Raw genomic sequence first — 18468 nt, 5'->3', positions numbered from 1 at the left:
CGATGAAGGTTGCAGTTTGCAAGGAGCCAAAGAAACCATTGGTCTTTGAAGAGTGGGATATGCCGGAGATAAACGATGATGAAGTGCTCATACAAGTTCACTACTGCGGGGTGTGTCATAGTGACCTTCATATAGTTGACGGGGACTGGGCTGACTGGGTCAGCTATCCAACAGTTCCGGGACACGAAGTTGCAGGTATAGCGGTTAAGGTAGGTAAGGAGGTTACATGGATAAAAGAGGGGGACAGGGTAGGAATGCCCTGGATATACTCCTCCTGTGAAGTCTGCAACTACTGCGTTGAAGGAGATGAACCTCTATGCCCCAACCAGGAGATAACAGGGATAACAAAACAGGGGGGTTACGCCGAGTATATGAAGGCACCCGGCAGATTCGTAACAAAGATACCGGACAACCTTGACCTCGCTCACGCTGCCCCTCTGTTCTGTGCAGGGGTAACCGTTTACGCTGCTTTAAAACATCTGAATATAAAGCCTGACGAACTTGTGGCTGTTCAGGGTGTTGGCGGACTCGGACACCTTGCCATCCAGTATGCAAAGGCTATGGGCGCTAAGGTTGCAGCGTTGAGCCATTCCCAGGAGAAGGAGGAGTTTTCAGGAGAGCTCGGTGCTGACTACTTCATCAACACCTCAAAAACCGACCCCGCAGAGGAGCTAAAGAAGCTCGGAGGGGCTGACGTGATACTTACAACTGTATTTAAATCTGAAGCCATACAGACCCTCATCGGTGGTCTCGCCCCAAGAGGCAGACTCTCTGTTGTTGGTGCAGCCCGGGACCCAATTCAAGTGATTCCCTTTGACCTGATAACTAAGAGGATAGTAGTAACGGGCTCTGCGGTTGGTGGAAGAAAGCTTCTCAGAGAAACACTCCAGTTCTCAGCTGATTTCGGTATAAAGCCTCTTGTAGAGATTCACCCCTTTGACAAAGTGAATGAGGTTCTGGATAGAGTCAGAGAGGGCAAAGTCCGGTTAAGAGCGGTCCTTAAGATGGTCTAAGTCCGTGGAAGTTTTCAGGGGAGCTTGCCTCCCTATTCTGTACTCCATATACCTGAGACCCCATCTATGCATTGAGTCAAATATCTCTTCAAGACTGCTACCAAGTTCCGTAAGACTGTACTCAACCCTGGGAGGAACCTCCGGATAGACCTTTCTGTGAACCAAACCAGCTTCCTCAAGCTCTCTCAATTGTTTTGTCAGCATCTTTTGGGTTATGCCGGGTATAGCTTTCTGAAGCTGGGAGAAGCGCCTCGTTCCAGACATAAGCTCCCTCAGTATCAGGAGTTTCCATTTACCGCTTATAAGCTCAATAACAAGCTCAACCGGACAGTGATACTCCTTTCCGTTCATACCATAACTCCTCCTTTAGTATACTAAAGGATAGTATATGACATTAAAGTAAGTACTTGACTTCATTTCCTCAAGAGGTAAAATTTCCACAAAGCTTGCAAAAGGAGGTGAAGCCATGGGGGTTATAAGGGGAGTTAACTTCTGGAGCTTCCTGTTTGCCTCTCAAATGGGCGGTTGGGCGATGGTGATCCTTGACGAGGTATACGCTAAGTGGTTTGGACTATTTGGGGTCTTCCCCGGCATGAAGGACCCCAAGTGGGTCTTCCACCATCAGGTTGACTCAATCCTCTTCTCAATACCTCTCGTGCTCCCGCAGGTGTGGAGCAAGCTTCCAGGTCCCGGACTGGTAAAGGGTCTCGTTTACGGTGTTCTCTGGCATATATTCGTCGTGATAGTTTCTATTGTAGGTTCCATAGGTGGTGCTGCCTGGTTCCAGCATCCCATGCCTCTGAGTGCACAAATCTCTACTTTTATACTGCATCTGGTCTGGGGAGGTTTGATAGGATTCCTTTACAACCCACCTGAGGAAAAAACTTAAAGGAGGTCTGCTATGGCAAGACTGGTAAAGTGTACCGAAAAAGGACCCTACAAGCTTGAAGCCGGAGGTGAGGCGTACTATATCTGCCGGTGTGGTCTCTCCAAGGAACAACCTTTCTGCGATGGTTCCCACAAAAAGACCAGAGATGAAGAGGATGGTAAGCTTTACATCTACGATGAAAAGGGACGGGTTGAGATAGTTATATAAAATGGCTTTCAAGTTTCCTGAAGAGAACTGGCATATACTCCTGAGCCCTGAACGGGAGAGCTGGCAGAGTATACAGAACTTTTTAAGAACCGCCGAGCCTAAAGAAGAGGAGGTCTGGGCTGATATAGGTTGCGGTCCAGGCTACTTCACCTTACCCTTAGCCAGACGTGTAAGGAGAGTTTATGCTATAGACTCTTCAGACTTTATGCTCTCTGTATGCTTTGAAAGAGCCAAAGAAGAAAGACTTGGTAACGTTGAAGTCCTGCAATGCACGGAGGAGAGTATACCCCTTGAGAATAAAAGTGTTGATGTTAGCCTGCTTGCAAATCTTTTTCATGAGCTCCTTAAACCCGACAAGTTTATGGAGGAAGTAAGGAGGATAACTAGGAGCAAGGTAATCCTTATAGACTGGCACCCCGTCCCATCTCCGGCAGGTCCACCTATACAGGATAGGGTCCCAAAGGAAAGTCTTATTGAATTCATGGAATCAAGGAACTTTAAATTACTTGAGGATAACCCAATTTACCCTTACCACTACTTCTTGGTATTTAAACCTTGAAAGGAGGTTAGAGATGGTCCTTGTGATTTATGCCCACCCAAACCCGAAGAGCTTTAACGCAGCCATAAGAGAGACCGTTGAAGATTTCCTTAAGGAGAGGAATTTGCCCTTTCGGACGAGAGACCTTTACGCAATCAGCTTTAACCCTGTTCTTTCAGGAGAGGATTTTGTTGCCCTTCAAAAGGGTAGTTTCCTTGAAGATGTCGGGAAAGAACAGGAGTTTGTTAAGGAAGCTGACACCCTTATCTTCATATTCCCTATGTGGTGGTACAGTTTTCCTGCCATACTCAAGGGATACATAGATAGGGTTTTCTCCTACGGCTTCGCTTATGGGGAAAAGGACGGAAAAGTGGTAGGTCTTTTAGAAGGGAAGAGAGCTTTAATATTCTGCACACTTGGAGGTTTTGAGGAGGACTACGAAAACTTCTCAGAGTGTCTTATGAACACCTTTAAAGCAACCTTTGAGTTCTGCAGTATAAAGGTCCCCCTTGTAAAGTTCTTCTATGGAGTTCCGTATGTTTCAGATGAGGTAAGAAAGGGTTACCTGGAAGAGGTAAGAAGAGCTCTCTTGGAGGCTATATGATACCTGCTGCTTTCATATCGCATGGTTCTCCAGAGCTCACTATCAGAGGAGGACGGTGGGCAGAAAGTCTAAAAGGGCTTGGAAGAAGGGTTAAGAAACTCAATCCTGAGCTTGTCCTTGTAATTTCAGCCCACTGGCTTACAGACGGGGTACACCTTGAGTGCTCCGAGAAGCACAAAACGATCCATGACTTTTACGGCTTTGCAAAAGAACTCTATGAGCTTGAATACCCAGCAATTGGCAGACCAGAACTCTGCAGGGAAATAGCACAGGTACTAAAAGGAAAATGTGTTAAGGATAGAGGTCTTGACCACGGAGTGTGGACAATCTTACGGCACATGTTCCCAGAGGCAGATATACCGGTAACTCAGCTCAGCATAGATACGGGAAAGAGCCTTAGAGAACATTTTGAGCTTGGGAAAAAGCTAAGAGACTTCAGAGACAGAGTTATGGTAATTGGAAGTGGCGGGGCTGTCCACAATTTGAAGGACGCTGTCCTGAATCCAACAAGAACACCCGGCTGGGCTGTTGAATTCCAAGAGTTCCTACGGGAAAAGGTTACAAGCAAAGATGTGGAAGCCCTATTAAACTACAGGAGCGAGCTTGGTAGTATTGCCCACCCAACTGAGGAACACATAATACCTCTCTTCTATTTCCTTGGGAGTTTACGAGAGGAAGAGAGGGTGGAGGTTCTCTATGAAGGGTTTGAGTTTGGGAGTGTTTCCCTGCTCAGCTTCTCAGCATGCTAAAGGCTTGCCACACAGTTCTTACCCATGTCCTTCGCCCTGTAAAGGGCTCTATCTGCCCTTATCAAGAATTCACCTCTCTCTTCTCCCTTTCTGTAAACCGTTACACCCACACTGGTGGTAACCTTCCTCACTTTGACCGTCATAACACTCTCCACAAGTTTCTTTATCTTTTCAGCAACATCTACAGCACCACTCAAAAGCGTGTGTGGGAGAAGGAGAACAAACTCATCCCCACCGAGACGTGCAAAGGTGTCTATCTCCCTTATAGTAGCAGAAACCGCAGAAGCTATTTCTACAAGTACACCATCTCCGGCGTTGTGTCCGAAGCTGTCGTTTATATCCTTAAAATTATCCACGTCAAAGAGTATTAAGGACAAAGGTTCATTGTATCTGTTTGCCTTCTGTATCTCGGAATCCAAAATGCGCTCAAACTCTCTACGGTTAAATACCCCTGTAAGGGAATCATGGGAAGCCATGTACACAAGTTCCTTTTCCAGTTTCCTTTTATCCGTTATGTCAGAACCTATAGAAAGGATCTCTGTAAGCCTACCCTCCTCATCAAATATGGGGTTGTTTCTCCAAAGGATAAAGACCCTCTTTCCCGAAGAGGTTACATTCTCATTTTCGTTGTATATGTACTTACGCGGGTCGTGAACTATGTCTTTTATCATCCTGCGTAGGTCTTTACCATCAGCATCCAAAGCAGGGACTATGGTGTCCAGGACATTCTTACCAAGGAGATCCTCTTTCCTAAACTCAAAGAACCATGAACCGTACTCATTTATAAAGCTGATTGTTCCATCAGGCTTCCAACGCAGAACTATACTGTTCACATTCTCAACCAGTTCTCTGTAGTGCCTCTCACTCAACTGTAGCTTCTTCTCAAATTCCTTTCTCTCGGTTACATCAATCAGGAAGTTAAGGGTTGCAGGCTCTCCGTTAATTTCTATAACTACAGGACGAACATGAAACCACTTTACCTCCCCATCCTTTGTCAGGATGCGAAAATCGTATTCTTCCTCAGTTGCTTCATTTCGGATACGCCTCGTGTTGTTCTCTACAACTTTATCTAAATCTTCCCTGTATATTATTTCCCTAATATCAAGTCCAGTAATACGCTCCCTTGGGTAACCGGTAAGCTCACAAAGGCAAGGGTTGGCGTATATAACCCGAAAGTCTTTCAGGACGGCTATTCCCTCCTGGGCGTTCTCAACTATCGTTTCGTAGTTAATATCTAATATCCCCCTTGATTAAAGATAACTTGAATCTATCTTGATTCAATAGATGAGAGAGCTTTTCTTAGACAGGGTAAAGATTTACGTTAAGGGTGGAAGGGGTGGAAACGGTGCAGTTGCTTTTCTCAGAGAAAAGTACAGACCTAAAGGTGGTCCAGCAGGGGGAGATGGAGGTAAAGGTGGTGATGTGGTTCTTGTAGCCACCTCAAGCAAACATACCCTGTTAGACTTTAAGTATAAGAGGCATTTTAAGGCTGAAAACGGGGAACACGGGAAGGGAAAGAACCAGAAGGGTAAAGACGGTAAAGACTTGGTTGTTTACGTCCCCGTCGGGACTGTTGTGAGAGATGACCAGACCGGAGAGCTCCTATGTGACCTGACCCAGGAGGGGCAGAGATGTGTAGTAGCCAGAGGGGGAAAGGGAGGAAGGGGAAACGCCCAATTTGCAACCCCAACTAATCAGGCACCAAGGCATGCGGAACCAGGTGAGGAGGGGGAGGAGAGATGGATAGTCTTAGAGCTTAAGCTCATTGCAGATATAGGTATAGTTGGACTTCCCAACGCTGGAAAATCAACCCTTCTCTCAAAACTTACAAAGGCAAGACCAAAGATAGCCGATTATCCTTTTACCACAACAAAACCCAATCTGGGTGTGATGGAGCTTGACGAGGAGAGGAGGCTTGTTCTTGCAGACATACCCGGACTGATAGAAGATGCCCATAAAGGTGCTGGGCTTGGACACGAGTTTCTCAGACACATTGAGAGAACCAGACTCCTCCTACACTTGATAGACGTTTCAGACAACCGGGAAACGGACCCCTTAAAAGCCTTTGAGCTTGTCAACAGGGAGCTTGAACTTTACAGCCCTGAGCTTGCAAAGAAACCCCAGATTGTGGTCGCAAGCAAGATAGACGCCCTATCTGACAGAAGCGTACTGGAGAAGTTAAAGGAGGCTTTTGAGGATAGGGGGTACACCTTTCACGCTATATCCTCAGCCACCTCTGAGGGGATAGAGGAACTCAAGGAGTTGCTTTGGAGTAAGTACATGGAGGTTGAACATGCCCCAGCTGGGAAGGTATAGGTTCTCCTTTGATACCTGGAAAACCCTTGAGATTGAAGATGAGTATCTTGAGGAGTCGGAGGAGATAGAAGACCCTGAGGTGGAGACAAAGGACTGGGGACCAATAGAGGGCGTCCCCTGTGAAGGCTTGAGTGTGGTATTCGTTGACGGTGTGAGGAGAACGGAGCACCTCATATACCTGGAGGACGATGAGGGTAACTTTAGTGAGGGAGCCTTTGTGTCCGTGGGCGCAGGTGCACTCTTTATGAGGCATGCCCAGATAAATCCGGCTCATCAGGCTTTTCAAAACTTTATGGTGGAAAGGTTCTTACTTCTCAAAGAAGGGATTGACCTTGGAGAAGAGAAACTCAGGTTTAACTTTAGAGAGTCTGTCTTAGAATTCCGGGTAAAAACTACGAACAAAGAGCTGTCCCCCTTCGTAAATGAGCTTATGTCAAGAATGGAGTCACAGGTCGCCGAGCACACATTCAAAAGGCTAAAACCAGACCTTATGATAACTGACGGAACTGTGCATTATAACGCTAAGATAAAAGAACTACCCTTCGTTGGCTACGTGAAAAAGCACCGAAAGAGGTACGTGCCAAACGATAAAACCTACGTGTTCCGAGAGCTTAAAGTGGGTGAAAGGACTCCGATAGTTAAGCTCCACTCCCAACCTAATATGGAGGGAGAAGGGGTAAAGAGTTTTGATAAATTCACCTGGTATGTGAGGATAAGTGAGAATGAAGGTATAAGCGGTATAGCCAGGCTTGAGGTATCCGCAGGTATAGGCTTAAAGAAGGCAATCGCGCTCGCTAACCAGACAGCGTGGATAATCCCAAAGTTCGCCTCTGCTGAGTTTTCAGACAGGAGAGCCCCCCATAACCTCACACCCATAAAACATCTGGAAAACGCCCTCAGAAGGAGGCTTGGAAGTCAGGCTTTGATAAGGAGGATACTTTTAAAGGAGCTAATTACAGCCCGATAAGTTCTTTAAGTTTCCTCATGTCCTCCGTGAACTCACCATCGGCTCTCGGATTTCTAAGTATATAAGCCGGGTGATAGGTTAGGAACACTAGAACCTTTGTGTTGTATGGATAGGGCATGGTTTGACCTCTGAGCTTGGTTATGGAAAGTTTCTTTCCCAGAATTCCCTCCCCGGCGGTTGCTCCCAAACAGCATATAACTTTAGGCTCTATTATATCCAGCTCCTTTTTAAGGTAAGGGAAGCAGGCACTTATCTCCAGAGGAGTGGGTTTCCTGTTTCCAGGGGGTCTGCACTTACAGACGTTGGTTATATAGACCTCTTCTCTCCTCAGTCCGAGAACTTCCTCTATCTTTGTATTCAGATACTTTCCCGCTCTGCCTACAAAGGGTCTCCCCTGCCTGTCCTCATCTTCTCCGGGTGCTTCCCCAACGAACACTACGGGTGAGTAGGGGTTTCCGTCTCCGAAGACCACCTGCGTCCTGCTCTTATGAAGCTCGCACTTGGTGCAGTCTTTGAAGGAGTTAAAATGTTCTAAGAGTAAACCCCGCTTATCTTGAATGGTTCTATCTCCCGGAATTCTTTTATTCCCATCTGTCAGCCTCTTGGTGAGGTATATCTCATCAAACCCTATAACTTCCAGAGCCTTAGCCGTTTCTTTTGCACCCATCTCTCAGTTACCGAATACCTCTATGGCTTCCTCTCTAAACTTCCCATCAACAAGCTCCCAGCTCCTGTAGGAGGTCGCTTTCCCCCTCTGAACGGATATTATTATGTAAGATAAGCCCTCAAAAGCTCTCTCCTCATCAAACTGAGAAGGTCTATCCGGATGGTCGGGGTGAGAGTGATAAACACCCACTATCTCAAGACCGAACTCCTTAGCCTTGTCCTCAGCTTTCATGTAATCCTTGGGGTCTATCTCGTATCTGTCATTCTTTCTGTCTGGGTTTGCGTTGGGTGTCTCATAAGCTCCAAAGACCGTCCTGACATCTCCCTCAGACTTCCCAAGGAGAAGACCACAGGTCTCGTAGGGATAGTCCTTCTCTGCCTGGGCGAGTATCCTATCTAAAGCTCGTTTTCTTATCCTAAGCATGTAGAAATTATAAAAAAAAGAAAAAGGGGAAGAGGAAAGGGAGGGGGGTAGTTCTAAGACTTTTCCTCTTCTACTTCCTTTGCTAAGTAATAGGTTCCATCGTATCCGATTATCTCAACCTCAACGTAAGAGCCTTCCTGAATATTTCCTTCCCACTTTCCGCCGGAAACCTGTATCTGGTCATCGGTTGTATCCCTATTCCCGTCAATGTCAAGTATCAGGGTTTTGTTGCTGTCATCAACGCTCACAGCTATCCCCTTCACCTTTACCTCTATACCTTGGGCGGTACAGGTAGCGTTTTCCAGGTCAAGGTGCTCACACTCAACCTCAGTCTTTAAGTTGTAGCTCTGGGCAAGTGAGAGGACATCATCGTAGTTGTTTGAATCATCCGTGTAACTCACAGTGAAAACTGTTCCCACCTTGGTTGTCAGGTTAAAGGTGTTGGTATCGGTGTCAAGAGCCGAGACAAAGCCCTTTACTTCCTGCTCTTTATCCTTCATGCCCTCAGCGTGTAGGGGTGAGACCTTAAAGGCAACGGTACAGTTACCACTGTTATCAATGTTTATTTCAGAATCTTTTAACTCAAAGTCAAGAGCCACATCGTTGGTCTGGTTTGCGAGGACATTTACAGCCCCTGTTACATACACGAAACACTCATTATCGTCACATTGTGTTCTATTCGGTTTTATTGGTTTGTCCTGTCCATCCCTGTCCGGGTCGTAGTCAACCAGGGTACAGGTCTTTAGCTCGTCGTTGTAGAGTACGTTAACGTCCTTGTCAAGTACAACCACCAGCCTGTTGTATGGACCTTCAGGGCAGCTTGTGAGGTCAAGGAGCTCAAGGGTGTTCTTTATATCTGTCAGGTCTACCGTGTAGGGTGTATCCGGAGCAAAGACCGTGCAGGTCGTACCAGAACCTTTATGCTCCATTCTGATCTCTTTTATAGCAACTTCAACCTTTCCTGCATCTTCAAGGGGTGAATCCGTAACATAGAGGGCAACAGTTCCGCTCCCTGCGCTTCCACTTCCACCTCCACAGTTGTAAGCAAAAACCCCGGCTCCAAATACAGCTGCCATGAGGAAGAGCTTCCTCATCTTTAAACCTCCCTGTCTTTAACCTGGGGTTAAGTATAGGGGTTTGAGGTTACCTTTCCGTTACCTCAGGATTTCTTTAACAGGATAACCACTCTAAATACCCCGTCACTGTACTCAGCCTTTACCTTCCATCCGAGCTCTGAAGCCAACTTTTTAACTATGGAAAGCCCCAGCCCCAGTCCCCGCTGAGACTCTCTGTAGTAACGTTCAAAGAGCTTGTTAACGTCACGGGGGGGTTTGGAAGGATTTTCCACAATAAGCTTATCCCCTCTGAGAAGGACCCTGACCCACGAACCTTTAAGACCATGCTTGAAGGCGTTTTCAAGCAGGTTGGATACTATCCGAACCGCTGCGCTCCTGTCTGCTTTTATCTTCACGGTCTCAAGTTCAAGCCGAATTTCCTTTTCCGGATACACCTTTTTAAAATCAGCAGCTTCCTTTTCAATTAGTTCCTTCAGGTTGACCTCCTCCATCTTAAACTCCGTCTTAGTCTCCAGAGGTCTTAAGTTCTCTTTAAAAGTTTCCAGCTGTTTGAGAGCAAACTCAATCCTCTCCAGTTCCTCATCTTGAGGGTACTTGCTCCTAAGCATCTTCAAATTCACACGGAGTGTCATCATGGGTGTGTTCAGGTCATGGATTATGTCCTTGTTTACCTCTTCTATCATACGGAGAGCCTGCCTCATAGGGTTTACAGCGTATATAGAGAAAGCTACCGACAGTCCAAAAGCCACCACTGAAGCAATTCCAAAGAAGAGAAAGAAACGCCCTATCACTCTTCTTCTGTCTGACAGGAAGCTCTCTCTCGGGTAGGTTATCCTGAGAAGCTCCTTTTCAGAGAAAGGGACCGGGACAAGTATGTAGAGACCTTCTCCGTCCTCAAGGAGTTCATAAAGCCTGGCTCCCCTCTCAGCTGGAATGATGTCTATCCTGAACTTCTCTCCCTCAAAGGTGTAGCTGTAGTTCTTCAACTCAAGAAACACTTTACTTTTAAGAGAGCTAAGCTCAGCGAGGAAGAGCATATAAAAAATTACCCCGAGGAACAGCTCCATAATTACGAAGAAGAGCAGAAAGCTCTTTAGTAAAGATTCCCTCTCGTAGGAAGTTCTCGGCAGCAGTCTCTTAATCAATGGTGTACCCCAAGCCCCTGACCGACTTTATCTCTATGCCTGTTTTCTTCTTTAGTTTGTTTATCATAACTCTCAAAGCCAAGGAAGAAGGGTTAACCATGTAGTCATACAGCTCCTCCTTGGTAACAACCCTTCCCCTGTTCCTGAGCAGTTTGTGGAGAATGTTCCTTTGCACTTCCCCCAGCTCTATCTCCTCTTTCCCTTTGAAGAACCTGCCTTCTCTGTAAAAAACGTCTCCGTACCTGAGCTCTTCTTCCTGTTTTCTTATCCGTGCCTTTATACGCACAACCAGCTCTTCGGGGTCAAAGGGTTTCTTTATATAGTCCTCCGCCCCGGCGTTGAAGCCTCTCGTTACATTCTTTATATCTGTCAGAGCACTTATGAATATGGTGGGTGTGTCATCCTTAAACCTTCTCAGGTCTTCTAGGAGGTCTATGCCGTCTCCATCCCCGAGGTTCACGTCAAGTACGTAAAGGTCGTACTTTTTCCTCTCAAGGAGGTCAACGGCATCAGAGAAACTGTAAGCAAGCTCCACCTTTATGCCGTTCATCTCAAGGAACTTCTTCAGGCTCTGGGCGAGAACCCTATCATCCTCAACAAGGAGAACCCTCATATCCATAATTCAAAATCTAATACCTATTCGGAAGGTAAGAGTGTGGTCTGTAGCCCGGCTGTTCAATCCTACTGTATAACCAACAGTCGTGTAGAGGGTTTCCGATATGTCATAGAGGGAGAAGAAAGAGAGGTAATATTCGTTGCCTGCACCTACTTCAGACTGGGACACATCATAGGAAACGCTCCCGTAGAGTTTAGGAGTAAAATCGTACCCAACCCCAAGGGAGGTTGAAAGTGTATCCTCAAGAGCTCCATTACCTTTGAAGGTATAAGACAGGTATCCGAAAAGGTCAAAACCGTCAAGTATATAATCAAGAACCACCGAGGGAGTGTAATCAAAGTTTCCGTCACTATACTGGGCAGCACCCGTTGGAATCTTTATCCTTAAACCTGGTAACAGGTAAAGTCTCTCCGTCAAGAACTGAGAGTAGCCAACAAACAGGTAGCTGTCTCCGGAACCAGGGTTAGAGGAGTTACCGCCCAGATAATACCTCGTTGAGAAGGAAGCATAGACCTTCTTATAAGAGTATGCCACTGAAAAAAGGGAAAAGGTTCTTCTTTCACCCCCGTCCTCTACAAAACCTCCTCCAACCCTCAAATAAAACCTTCCCTTTATACTTCTTTGAGTTTCTATAGGACATCCGTACTTGTCCACAAGCTCAAGGATAGGAGTGTTGGGACATCTATCCTTACTATCTTCAACACCGTCAAGGTCACTGTCTTGAAAAGCAAAAACTGTCTGGGCAAAGAACAGCAGACCCACCAGATATATCCCTTTCCTCATCCCACAACTGAAAGACTTTTAATCAGTCATCGCCATGTTTCTTCTTATCGTCCATTCGCTTCTCAGCTTTGTCCTCATACTTCTCCTCAAACTTTTCCTCGTACTTCTCCTTATGTTTCTCACCAATTTTATCCGAGAGATCCCTGTGCTTGAGTTTTTCCTCCTCAAGCTTATCACCCTTGCGCTCCCTATCGGGATGTCTCTCACCCTTTAGCTCCCTGTAAATTTTCCTTATAACCTCTTCCCTTTCCCTTCTGTTCAGTTCCCTCAGCTTTAACTTGAGTTCGTTCATAACCTTATACCTTTCTTCAGGTGGGGCAGTTTTCACCTTCTTTAGAAGAGTCTGTATATCTCCATGTATATCCGAGCTGAAAGCCAAACCCACGAGAATAAAGGTTACCAGCACCCACCTCATACCGGTTTTGAATATATTAACCTCATGTTACCCCAAGGTTACCTTTAGTATAGACTTATAAAATAAATGATGGAGAGGGAGCGTATATACTTCTACTTTTTCCTGGCAAGTGTCCTTTTCTTCATATTCGCTTCCCTGTTGATGCTCCTCCCCTTCGCAGTCCCAATCCTGTGGGCTGTAGTGATAGGAACCGTCCTTTACCCAGTCTACAGATATATAGAGAGGCTTCTTAAAAGCAGAACCCTCTCTGCTTTTATAATGACCCTGATAGTTTTCCTTTTCCTTATTATACCTCTCAGTATAATAAGCATTCTCGTCTTCCAGCAGATGATTGATGCAACTCAGAAAATCGTTCTCTATTTACAGAGCCACAGTTATAAGGAAATTTTACAGGCACTGGGACAGTATAAGCTAATAAAGGAATACATGGATAAGCTATCGCCGGCGATAGGCTTTCTTGAAAGGGAGGAGTTCAGAAAGCTCATGGCAGAGTCTCTTAACAGGATATTCAAATTTTTGGGGGATAAGGTGGGTCAGTTCGCTTTTGTAATCGGTAGAAATGTATTTTACATCTTCGTTTTCTTGATTACTTTCTTCTTCATACTCAGGGACGGTCCCGGAATACTCCAGAGGATTCAGAGGCTAATACCTATGGACAAAACAGACCTTGAGGATATCATAGGCACGGTTTACAAAACGGTACTTGCCGTTGTTTATGGCTCAGTAGGTACAGCCCTGATACAAGCTATGCTCGGTCTCATAGCCTATTCTATTGTGGGAATAAAGTTCGCCCTCCTGTGGAGCACCCTCACCTTCTTTGCGGCTTTCATACCGCCTTTCGGTGCTTCAGCGGTATGGTTCCCTCTTGCAGTTTATAGTTTCTTCAACATCGGAACATGGCAGGCAGTCTTTCTGGGGCTGTGGGGACTTCTACTCATATCCTCCATGGACAACTTCGTCAGACCTCTGATAATAAAGCAGGGTGTTCAGATTCCCTATGTGGTTCTCTTCTTCGCAACTATCGGAGGTCTTTTAAAGTTCGGCTTGATAGGGGTCTTTCTCGGTCCAATAATATTCACTACGTTGTTTGCCCTCTTCAAGATTTACGAGAGAAGGATCCTTAACCAAGATACTTGAAGGCTTTATCCCCTATGTCCTTTCTGTAATGCATGCCCTCAAAGTGTATCTTGGACACAGCTTCATAAGCTCTGTCCTTCGCTTCGCGAAGGGTGTTCCCGTAAGCGCACACGTTCAAAACCCTACCTCCGTTGGTAACGACCTTTCCATCCTTCAGGGTTGTGCCCGCGTGGAATATAACTACATCGGGTAAACTTTCAGCCTCCTCCAAACCTTCTATAACTTTTCCTTTCTCATAGGCTTCCGGATATCCTCTTGAGGCGAGGACAACATCAAGACTCCAGCGTTCATCCTCCTTTACCTGTACCTCTTTACCTTCATAAAAGTCCACCAGAAGCTTTAAAAAATCATTCTTGATTCTCATAAGTATGGGCTGCGCCTCAGGGTCTCCCAACCTTACGTTGAACTCAAGCACCTTAGGTCCTTCTGATGTGATCATAAGTCCAGCGTAGAGGAAACCTCTGAAGTATATACCTTCTTCCTTCAGACCCTTTAGGGTCCTCTCTATCACTTCCTCACGAACCCTCCTCTCAACCTCTTCGTTTATCACAGGTGTTGGAGAGTAAGCACCCATACCTCCTGTGTTTGGTCCTTTATCTCCGTCCAAAAGTTTCTTATGGTCCTGGGAAGTTGGAAGCGGGACGTAATTTTCTCCGTTAACCATAACTATGTAGGATGCCTCTTCCCCTTCAAGAAACTCCTCCACTACCACCCTCTCTCCCGCTCCACCAAGGGCTCCCTTCTTCATAAAGCTTTCAAGGGTTTGAACGGCATGGTCAATGGAGTAGCACACAACCGCACCCTTTCCAGCGGCAAGTCCGTCAGCCTTTATAACTATAGGAGCACCTACATCCTTCACATAGCGTAGAGCCCTGTCAAAATCGTCAAACACACTGTAATGGGGAGTAGGAACGTTATACTTCTCCATAAAGTTTTTCGCAAACGCCTTGCTTCCCTCAAGCTGGGAGGCTTCCCTTGTAGGTCCAAATATCTTTAAACCCCTGGCTTCAAACTCGTCCACTATCCCTTTAACAAGGGGGGCTTCGGGACCAACAACGGTAAAATCAACACCTTCCCTCTGGGCAAACTCCGCAAGCTTTTTCACATCAGTTGGCGCTATATCAACCCTCTCAGCTATCTTCCAGATACCAGCGTTGCCACTGGCACAGTATAGCTTTGAAACTAACGGGCTCTTACTCAATTGCCAAGCTATCGCGTGCTCTCTACCACCGTTTCCAACTACAAGAACTTTCACGGAGAAGTATTATACCCTTCACGCTGGGTTATCATAGAGAAAATAATGCTCAGGGCACTCATACTCTGGAAGGTTACCAGAAGCACCTACACGATCGCTCTTGTTCTTGCCTTCATACTCTTTATGGTTCAGATATTCAAGATAGGTTTCATACTTTTTGGTCTACCCTTGACGAGCTCCCTTTCCTTCAGCCTGGTATGGTTTGTATATTACGGTTTTTTCTTCATTCCGGACGGACTGATCGCCGCTATAGCGACTTCTGTATATGAGTTGAAGGAAAAGAGGCTCCTGCATGTTCTCTACTCATTCCACCTATCACCTCGGAAACTATTCACCCTGTTTGCCCTCCCGGCGCTTGTGTTCTTTCTTCTTTCTGGGGCTTTATCCTTCTTTATATTTGAAGAACAAGTATCCTTCGCCAGAAGAGGTTTGCTTATCCAGTATAAAGATAAACTCTTTGAAAACCTTCCCGAAAAAACCTTTCTCTCTTCAGGAGACGTGGTTATATACGCGGAAAAAAGAGAAGGTAAAGAGATAAAAAACATTTTCCTTAAGTATAGGAATACCCACATCCTTGCTCAAAGCGCAGTTTATGAAGGTAACGGAAGGTTCCTTTTTACAGGTGGTTCACTCCTCACCAAGGAAAGAGGAAAGTATTTTCTCATGGAGTTCCAAAGGTACTGGCTTGATACGGAAGAGTTCCTATCAGCCGAGATAAGAGAGAAAAAGATAAGGAAGGAGAGGGTTATGAACCTTGCAAACACCCTTTCAATTCTTCCAGCCCTGCTGTTCTCCTTTTTTGGAGTGCTGAGATTCTGCAAAACTCACACGCAGGTTTACTACCTTATAGCTCTAGGGATAATCCTTCACCAGCTCTTTCTCTTTGGACTGAGAGTCAGCCTTTAAGAGTCTTTATCTCCCTGCCTATCTTCTCCTGGACGGATTCTACCTTGCTCTTGAGCCTTCCCGATTTACCTTCTCGGTAATCTACTTTCATGGTTATTGATATTCTTGAACATTCCTTTTTAAGCTCCTCAAAACCTCTCTTGAGAACACCCATAACCTCATCCCAGTCCTCACCTTCAATTATTGTTCCCATTGGGGTAAGGACATATGGGAGTCCGGATCGGTCTATGATGTCAACAACCTTAGCCACGTATTCGCTGACACTTTCACCTTTTCCCAGAGGTGTCATGCTGACGAAGACCAAGATGCTCATGGTCGGTAATTATAACAAACAAGGCATGAAATACTGTGATGTAGAGCAGTTAAGAAAGGAGACATAGAAGAAGGTTTTGGTATAAAATCCTTGATAATGTTGTGGCTGAGAGTTCTAATACTCCTGTTCATCTTCGGGATAGGCTTTGGTAGCCACCCTGAAGACCTTGAAAGGGGTAACTTAACAAACTCCTTTGAGAGATTTATTGAAGGTAAGGCTACCGACTATGACCTTTACATAATCAAAAGTCTCGCTGAGGACATAAAAGAAGAGCCACCTGAGTATGTAAAGCTGTTTGCAAGGGGTCTGATAGCGGAGAGACGGGGAGACCTTGAAGAGGCTATAGAAAACTACCTAAAGTCTATAGAGCTTAAAAGGGATTACAACCCCTCCTACTTCAGGTTTAATGAGCTCATAAGGAGGGTTGAACACCCTGAGAAGTTTCGTCAAAAAATGACGGATATTATCTGGGACAGGTTCAGTATTCCCCCGCCGGTTATAGTTGAGAATCCTGAGGATAAGTTTGTCTTCCTGGTAGAGAAGATGTCCCAGTACCTGCTTATATATAAGGGCAAGGTTCTTGAAAATCTATACCCCGTGACCACAGGACAGGACTGGGAGGATAAGTGGAGTGAAGGAGATAAAAGGACACCGGAGGGAGTTTACTACTTTACCGAGTTTATACCTCCGGAGAAGTTGCCCAAGATGTACGGGGGCATAGCGGTGGTTTTAAATTACCCCAATCCGGTAGACAAACTGCTCGGGAAGGGGGGCAGTGGAATATGGCTTCATGGAAGCGATGAAGAAAACAGGTACAACATACCCTTTAGTACCAGAGGCTGTGTGGTTGCCGAGAATAACGACCTAAGACACATAGTAAAGAGGATAGCCAAGAACAACACCCTGATAGCGATATACAAAGAGATTCCTACAGACATAGAGCTTGACGATGTGAAGGGCTTTCTAAAGACCTGGGAGGAAAGCTGGGAAAACAAGGACATAGACACCTTCCTGTCTCTCTACTCTGATAAGTTCACATGGGAAAAGGGTAATTACCGTTCCTGGAGTAATTATAAGAGGAGAACCATACTTAGCAAGAAGCGAATCAAAGTGGATATAGAGGACTTGACCATATTAGCCTTTAGGAGAGGACTCTCCGATAATGTGGAGTACTATGTTGCGGAGTTTCACCAAACTTATAAGTCTGATGCCTACTCTGATAAAGGCTTCAAGAGGCTATACATACTCAAAGAGAATGGAAAACTGAAGATACTCAGGGAGGAGTTCCGCAAAGAGAAGAAAACTCAGTGAAGAACGGCAACCTCAGCACAAAAGACTTCAACCTAACAAGGTTTTGGAATTCTTCTTAATTTAGCCTAACAAGTACTCCATTCTCGTGTAGGTACTCCTTGAGTTCGGGTATGCTTAGCTCCTGAAAATGAAACAGTGAGGCTGCAAGGGCTGCATCAACCTTACCTTCATAAAAAACCTCATAAAAGTGTTCCTTACTTCCCGCTCCTCCACTGGCTATAACAGGGATATTCACAGCCTCCGAAACCGCTCTACAGAGTTCAACGTCATAACCCTTCTTAGTGCCGTCTCTGTCCATTGAAGTGAGGAGTATTTCCCCAGCCCCGAGAGATTCCACTTTCTTTGCCCACTCTATCGCATCTATTCCTGTAGGCGTCCTTCCTCCGTGGATATATACCTCCCAGGTGCTTGCGCTCCTCTTCGCATCTATAGCAACAACTATACACTGGGAGCCGAAAAGTTTTGCACCTTCGTGGATAATCTCTGGGTTCTTAACGGCTGCAGTATTTATTGAAACTTTATCTGCTCCTGCCTCTAGGAGTTTCCTCATGTCTTCAACGTTCCTTATCCCACCTCCCACGGTAAAGGGCATAAAAACCGTCTCTGCAACTTTGCTAACCACATCTATAATTATGCTTCTCTCTTCCGCGGAAGCTGTTATATCAAGAAATACAAGCTCATCCGCTCCTTCCTGCTCGTATCTCTTTGCAACCTCCACGGGGTCTCCGGCATCACGCAAATTCACGAATTTTACACCCTTTACGACCCTTCCCTTATCAACATCCAGACAGGGTATTATCCTCTTCGCAAGCATCTCAGAACTTAGATTTTATGACATAGACCTGTACAAAGCAAACTCCAAAGCCCTATATAAAGAAGATAAAAGCAGAACACTGAAAGGAGGTCTTAAGATGGCTCAGAAGGTAGCTCAAGATGTTATAAGGGAGAAGTTAATAATAGATTCAAATACGGGAGCACCTGTAAAGGGGATAGAGCTCAACGGGGAGAAGATAAAAGTAGTTAAGGAGAGCGGTGAGGTTGTGGAGATACCTCTCAATACTATAAGAGGTAAGTACATAAAGATGAGGCTTGAAGCTGGTCTTGGTGAGATAACCGAACCCATATACGTGTGACCCTA

General features: G+C 45.6%; 24 protein-coding genes and 1 pseudogene. 12 read left to right on the top strand and 13 right to left on the bottom strand.

Annotated features, from left to right (window positions below; genetic code table 11):
* The first annotated feature begins 2 nt into the window (after positions 1-2).
* A complete protein-coding gene (locus BCF55_RS03940; protein ID WP_121010294.1) occupies positions 3-1013 on the top strand; it encodes an alcohol dehydrogenase catalytic domain-containing protein in 1011 nt (336 codons plus the stop codon).
* On the opposite strand, the gene BCF55_RS03935 is transcribed toward BCF55_RS03940, so the two are convergent.
* On the bottom strand, positions 987-1364 hold the full coding sequence (locus tag BCF55_RS03935; RefSeq protein WP_121010291.1) for a winged helix-turn-helix transcriptional regulator: 378 nt from the start codon (positions 1362-1364) through the stop codon (positions 987-989). The genes BCF55_RS03940 and BCF55_RS03935 overlap by 27 nt on opposite strands.
* Positions 1365-1479: 115 nt before the next feature.
* Between BCF55_RS03935 and BCF55_RS03930 the strand changes: the two genes are divergently transcribed.
* Genes BCF55_RS03930 through BCF55_RS03910 form a run of 5 tightly spaced genes read left to right on the top strand, consistent with a single transcriptional unit; the run spans position 1480 to position 4000 of the window.
* On the top strand, positions 1480-1902 hold the full coding sequence (locus tag BCF55_RS03930; RefSeq protein WP_245960393.1) for a hypothetical protein: 423 nt from the start codon (positions 1480-1482) through the stop codon (positions 1900-1902).
* A gap of 12 nt (positions 1903-1914) precedes the next feature.
* Complete coding sequence (locus tag BCF55_RS03925; protein WP_121010288.1) at positions 1915-2109, top strand: CDGSH iron-sulfur domain-containing protein; 195 nt, start codon at positions 1915-1917, stop codon at positions 2107-2109.
* Between the two features lies 1 nt (position 2110).
* Positions 2111-2668, top strand: a complete 558-nt coding sequence (locus BCF55_RS03920) for a class I SAM-dependent methyltransferase (protein ID WP_121010285.1) — start codon at positions 2111-2113, stop codon at positions 2666-2668.
* Positions 2669-2681: 13 nt separating this feature from the next.
* Entirely contained in the window at positions 2682-3251 is a 570-nt protein-coding gene (locus BCF55_RS03915; protein ID WP_121010282.1) for an NAD(P)H-dependent oxidoreductase, read from the top strand.
* On the top strand, positions 3248-4000 hold the full coding sequence (locus BCF55_RS03910) for a dioxygenase family protein (protein ID WP_121010279.1): 753 nt from the start codon (positions 3248-3250) through the stop codon (positions 3998-4000). Before BCF55_RS03915 ends, BCF55_RS03910 begins: the two co-directional genes overlap by 4 nt.
* Here BCF55_RS03910 and BCF55_RS03905 read toward each other — a convergent pair.
* Both BCF55_RS03905 and BCF55_RS09885 read right to left on the bottom strand, forming a co-directional pair.
* The gene (locus tag BCF55_RS03905) at positions 3997-4869 is read right to left on the bottom strand and encodes a sensor domain-containing diguanylate cyclase (protein WP_121010276.1); all 873 of its coding nucleotides are present in this window, start codon (positions 4867-4869) and stop codon (positions 3997-3999) included. The genes BCF55_RS03910 and BCF55_RS03905 overlap by 4 nt on opposite strands.
* A gap of 15 nt (positions 4870-4884) precedes the next feature.
* A pseudogene (locus BCF55_RS09885) lies at positions 4885-5217 on the bottom strand (PAS domain S-box protein); the annotation flags it as partial.
* Between the two features lie 67 nt (positions 5218-5284).
* Between BCF55_RS09885 and obgE the strand changes: the two are divergent.
* Positions 5285-6316: a GTPase ObgE gene (gene obgE, locus BCF55_RS03895; protein WP_121010273.1), complete on the top strand. Its 1032-nt coding sequence runs from the start codon at positions 5285-5287 to the stop codon at positions 6314-6316.
* Positions 6294-7283, top strand: a complete 990-nt coding sequence (locus BCF55_RS03890; protein ID WP_121010271.1) for a DNA double-strand break repair nuclease NurA — start codon at positions 6294-6296, stop codon at positions 7281-7283. The genes obgE and BCF55_RS03890 overlap by 23 nt, the downstream gene beginning before the upstream one ends.
* Here BCF55_RS03890 and BCF55_RS03885 read toward each other — a convergent pair.
* The 7 genes from BCF55_RS03885 to BCF55_RS03855 form a co-directional block, all read right to left on the bottom strand.
* Entirely contained in the window at positions 7270-7950 is a 681-nt protein-coding gene (locus BCF55_RS03885; protein WP_121010268.1) for a uracil-DNA glycosylase, read from the bottom strand. The two genes, BCF55_RS03890 and BCF55_RS03885, sit on opposite strands and share 14 nt — an antisense overlap.
* 3 nt (positions 7951-7953) lie before the next feature.
* The gene (locus BCF55_RS03880) at positions 7954-8373 is read right to left on the bottom strand and encodes a M67 family metallopeptidase (protein ID WP_121010265.1); all 420 of its coding nucleotides are present in this window, start codon (positions 8371-8373) and stop codon (positions 7954-7956) included.
* A gap of 53 nt (positions 8374-8426) precedes the next feature.
* Positions 8427-9467 carry a DUF4382 domain-containing protein gene (locus BCF55_RS03875; protein WP_121010262.1) on the bottom strand — a complete coding sequence of 347 codons (1041 nt, stop codon included), beginning with the start codon at positions 9465-9467 and terminating at the stop codon, positions 8427-8429.
* A 65-nt stretch (positions 9468-9532) separates the two neighbouring features.
* Positions 9533-10594, bottom strand: a complete 1062-nt coding sequence (locus tag BCF55_RS03870; RefSeq protein WP_121010259.1) for a sensor histidine kinase — start codon at positions 10592-10594, stop codon at positions 9533-9535.
* On the bottom strand, positions 10587-11207 hold the full coding sequence (locus BCF55_RS03865; protein WP_170144741.1) for a response regulator transcription factor: 621 nt from the start codon (positions 11205-11207) through the stop codon (positions 10587-10589). Before BCF55_RS03865 ends, BCF55_RS03870 begins: the two co-directional genes overlap by 8 nt.
* A gap of 9 nt (positions 11208-11216) precedes the next feature.
* Positions 11217-11993, bottom strand: coding sequence for a hypothetical protein (locus tag BCF55_RS03860; protein ID WP_121010253.1), 777 nt, complete (start codon positions 11991-11993; stop codon positions 11217-11219).
* A gap of 22 nt (positions 11994-12015) precedes the next feature.
* On the bottom strand, positions 12016-12408 hold the full coding sequence (locus BCF55_RS03855; protein WP_121010250.1) for a hypothetical protein: 393 nt from the start codon (positions 12406-12408) through the stop codon (positions 12016-12018).
* A gap of 66 nt (positions 12409-12474) precedes the next feature.
* Between BCF55_RS03855 and BCF55_RS03850 the strand changes: the two genes are divergently transcribed.
* Positions 12475-13545, top strand: coding sequence for an AI-2E family transporter (locus tag BCF55_RS03850; RefSeq protein WP_245960392.1), 1071 nt, complete (start codon positions 12475-12477; stop codon positions 13543-13545).
* Here BCF55_RS03850 and purD read toward each other — a convergent pair.
* A complete protein-coding gene (gene purD, locus BCF55_RS03845) occupies positions 13529-14800 on the bottom strand; it encodes a phosphoribosylamine--glycine ligase (protein WP_121010247.1) in 1272 nt (423 codons plus the stop codon). The two genes, BCF55_RS03850 and purD, sit on opposite strands and share 17 nt — an antisense overlap.
* Before the next feature lie 45 nt (positions 14801-14845).
* Between purD and BCF55_RS03840 the strand changes: the two genes are divergently transcribed.
* Complete coding sequence (locus BCF55_RS03840; RefSeq protein ID WP_121010244.1) at positions 14846-15706, top strand: LptF/LptG family permease; 861 nt, start codon at positions 14846-14848, stop codon at positions 15704-15706.
* On the opposite strand, the gene BCF55_RS03835 is transcribed toward BCF55_RS03840, so the two are convergent.
* Positions 15696-16019 carry an MTH1187 family thiamine-binding protein gene (locus tag BCF55_RS03835; protein ID WP_121010241.1) on the bottom strand — a complete coding sequence of 108 codons (324 nt, stop codon included), beginning with the start codon at positions 16017-16019 and terminating at the stop codon, positions 15696-15698. The two genes, BCF55_RS03840 and BCF55_RS03835, sit on opposite strands and share 11 nt — an antisense overlap.
* Before the next feature lie 96 nt (positions 16020-16115).
* Here BCF55_RS03835 and BCF55_RS03830 point away from each other — a divergent pair, with 96 nt between their 5' ends.
* On the top strand, positions 16116-17330 hold the full coding sequence (locus BCF55_RS03830) for a L,D-transpeptidase family protein (protein WP_121010238.1): 1215 nt from the start codon (positions 16116-16118) through the stop codon (positions 17328-17330).
* Positions 17331-17385: 55 nt separating this feature from the next.
* Here the strand turns inward: BCF55_RS03830 and hisF are convergent, their stop codons facing one another.
* On the bottom strand, positions 17386-18144 hold the full coding sequence (gene hisF, locus BCF55_RS03825) for an imidazole glycerol phosphate synthase subunit HisF (protein ID WP_121010236.1): 759 nt from the start codon (positions 18142-18144) through the stop codon (positions 17386-17388).
* Between the two features lie 97 nt (positions 18145-18241).
* Here hisF and BCF55_RS03820 point away from each other — a divergent pair, with 97 nt between their 5' ends.
* The gene (locus BCF55_RS03820; RefSeq protein ID WP_121010233.1) at positions 18242-18463 is read left to right on the top strand and encodes a hypothetical protein; all 222 of its coding nucleotides are present in this window, start codon (positions 18242-18244) and stop codon (positions 18461-18463) included.
* The last annotated feature ends 5 nt before the right edge of the window (positions 18464-18468 follow it).

Source organism: Hydrogenivirga caldilitoris, assembly GCF_003664005.1.
Lineage (GTDB): Bacteria > Aquificota > Aquificia > Aquificales > Aquificaceae > Hydrogenivirga > Hydrogenivirga caldilitoris.
Note: the sequence above shows the minus strand (reverse complement) of the source record. Positions and strands in the feature narration are given on the sequence as shown.

What these genes read in the sequence shown, in the direction of transcription:
- BCF55_RS03890 (WP_121010271.1), top strand. Translation starts at nt 6,294, where the DNA reads ATGCCCCAGCTGGGAAGGTATAGGTTCTCCTTTGATACCTGGAAAACC.
- BCF55_RS03930 (WP_245960393.1), top strand. Translation starts at nt 1,480, where the DNA reads ATGGGGGTTATAAGGGGAGTTAACTTCTGGAGCTTCCTGTTTGCCTCT.
- BCF55_RS03935 (WP_121010291.1), bottom strand. Translation starts at nt 1,364, where the DNA reads ATGAACGGAAAGGAGTATCACTGTCCGGTTGAGCTTGTTATTGAGCTT.
- BCF55_RS03855 (WP_121010250.1), bottom strand. Translation starts at nt 12,408, where the DNA reads ATGAGGTGGGTGCTGGTAACCTTTATTCTCGTGGGTTTGGCTTTCAGC.
- obgE (WP_121010273.1), top strand. Translation starts at nt 5,285, where the DNA reads ATGAGAGAGCTTTTCTTAGACAGGGTAAAGATTTACGTTAAGGGTGGA.
- hisF (WP_121010236.1), bottom strand. Translation starts at nt 18,144, where the DNA reads ATGCTTGCGAAGAGGATAATACCCTGTCTGGATGTTGATAAGGGAAGG.
- BCF55_RS03875 (WP_121010262.1), bottom strand. Translation starts at nt 9,467, where the DNA reads ATGAGGAAGCTCTTCCTCATGGCAGCTGTATTTGGAGCCGGGGTTTTT.
- BCF55_RS03910 (WP_121010279.1), top strand. Translation starts at nt 3,248, where the DNA reads ATGATACCTGCTGCTTTCATATCGCATGGTTCTCCAGAGCTCACTATC.
- BCF55_RS03865 (WP_170144741.1), bottom strand. Translation starts at nt 11,207, where the DNA reads ATGAGGGTTCTCCTTGTTGAGGATGATAGGGTTCTCGCCCAGAGCCTG.
- BCF55_RS03850 (WP_245960392.1), top strand. Translation starts at nt 12,475, where the DNA reads ATGATGGAGAGGGAGCGTATATACTTCTACTTTTTCCTGGCAAGTGTC.
- BCF55_RS03920 (WP_121010285.1), top strand. Translation starts at nt 2,111, where the DNA reads ATGGCTTTCAAGTTTCCTGAAGAGAACTGGCATATACTCCTGAGCCCT.
- BCF55_RS03915 (WP_121010282.1), top strand. Translation starts at nt 2,682, where the DNA reads ATGGTCCTTGTGATTTATGCCCACCCAAACCCGAAGAGCTTTAACGCA.
- BCF55_RS03830 (WP_121010238.1), top strand. Translation starts at nt 16,116, where the DNA reads ATGTTGTGGCTGAGAGTTCTAATACTCCTGTTCATCTTCGGGATAGGC.
- BCF55_RS03885 (WP_121010268.1), bottom strand. Translation starts at nt 7,950, where the DNA reads ATGGGTGCAAAAGAAACGGCTAAGGCTCTGGAAGTTATAGGGTTTGAT.
- BCF55_RS03880 (WP_121010265.1), bottom strand. Translation starts at nt 8,373, where the DNA reads ATGCTTAGGATAAGAAAACGAGCTTTAGATAGGATACTCGCCCAGGCA.
- BCF55_RS03940 (WP_121010294.1), top strand. Translation starts at nt 3, where the DNA reads ATGAAGGTTGCAGTTTGCAAGGAGCCAAAGAAACCATTGGTCTTTGAA.
- BCF55_RS03835 (WP_121010241.1), bottom strand. Translation starts at nt 16,019, where the DNA reads ATGAGCATCTTGGTCTTCGTCAGCATGACACCTCTGGGAAAAGGTGAA.
- BCF55_RS03840 (WP_121010244.1), top strand. Translation starts at nt 14,846, where the DNA reads ATGCTCAGGGCACTCATACTCTGGAAGGTTACCAGAAGCACCTACACG.
- BCF55_RS03860 (WP_121010253.1), bottom strand. Translation starts at nt 11,993, where the DNA reads ATGAGGAAAGGGATATATCTGGTGGGTCTGCTGTTCTTTGCCCAGACA.
- BCF55_RS03820 (WP_121010233.1), top strand. Translation starts at nt 18,242, where the DNA reads ATGGCTCAGAAGGTAGCTCAAGATGTTATAAGGGAGAAGTTAATAATA.
- BCF55_RS03925 (WP_121010288.1), top strand. Translation starts at nt 1,915, where the DNA reads ATGGCAAGACTGGTAAAGTGTACCGAAAAAGGACCCTACAAGCTTGAA.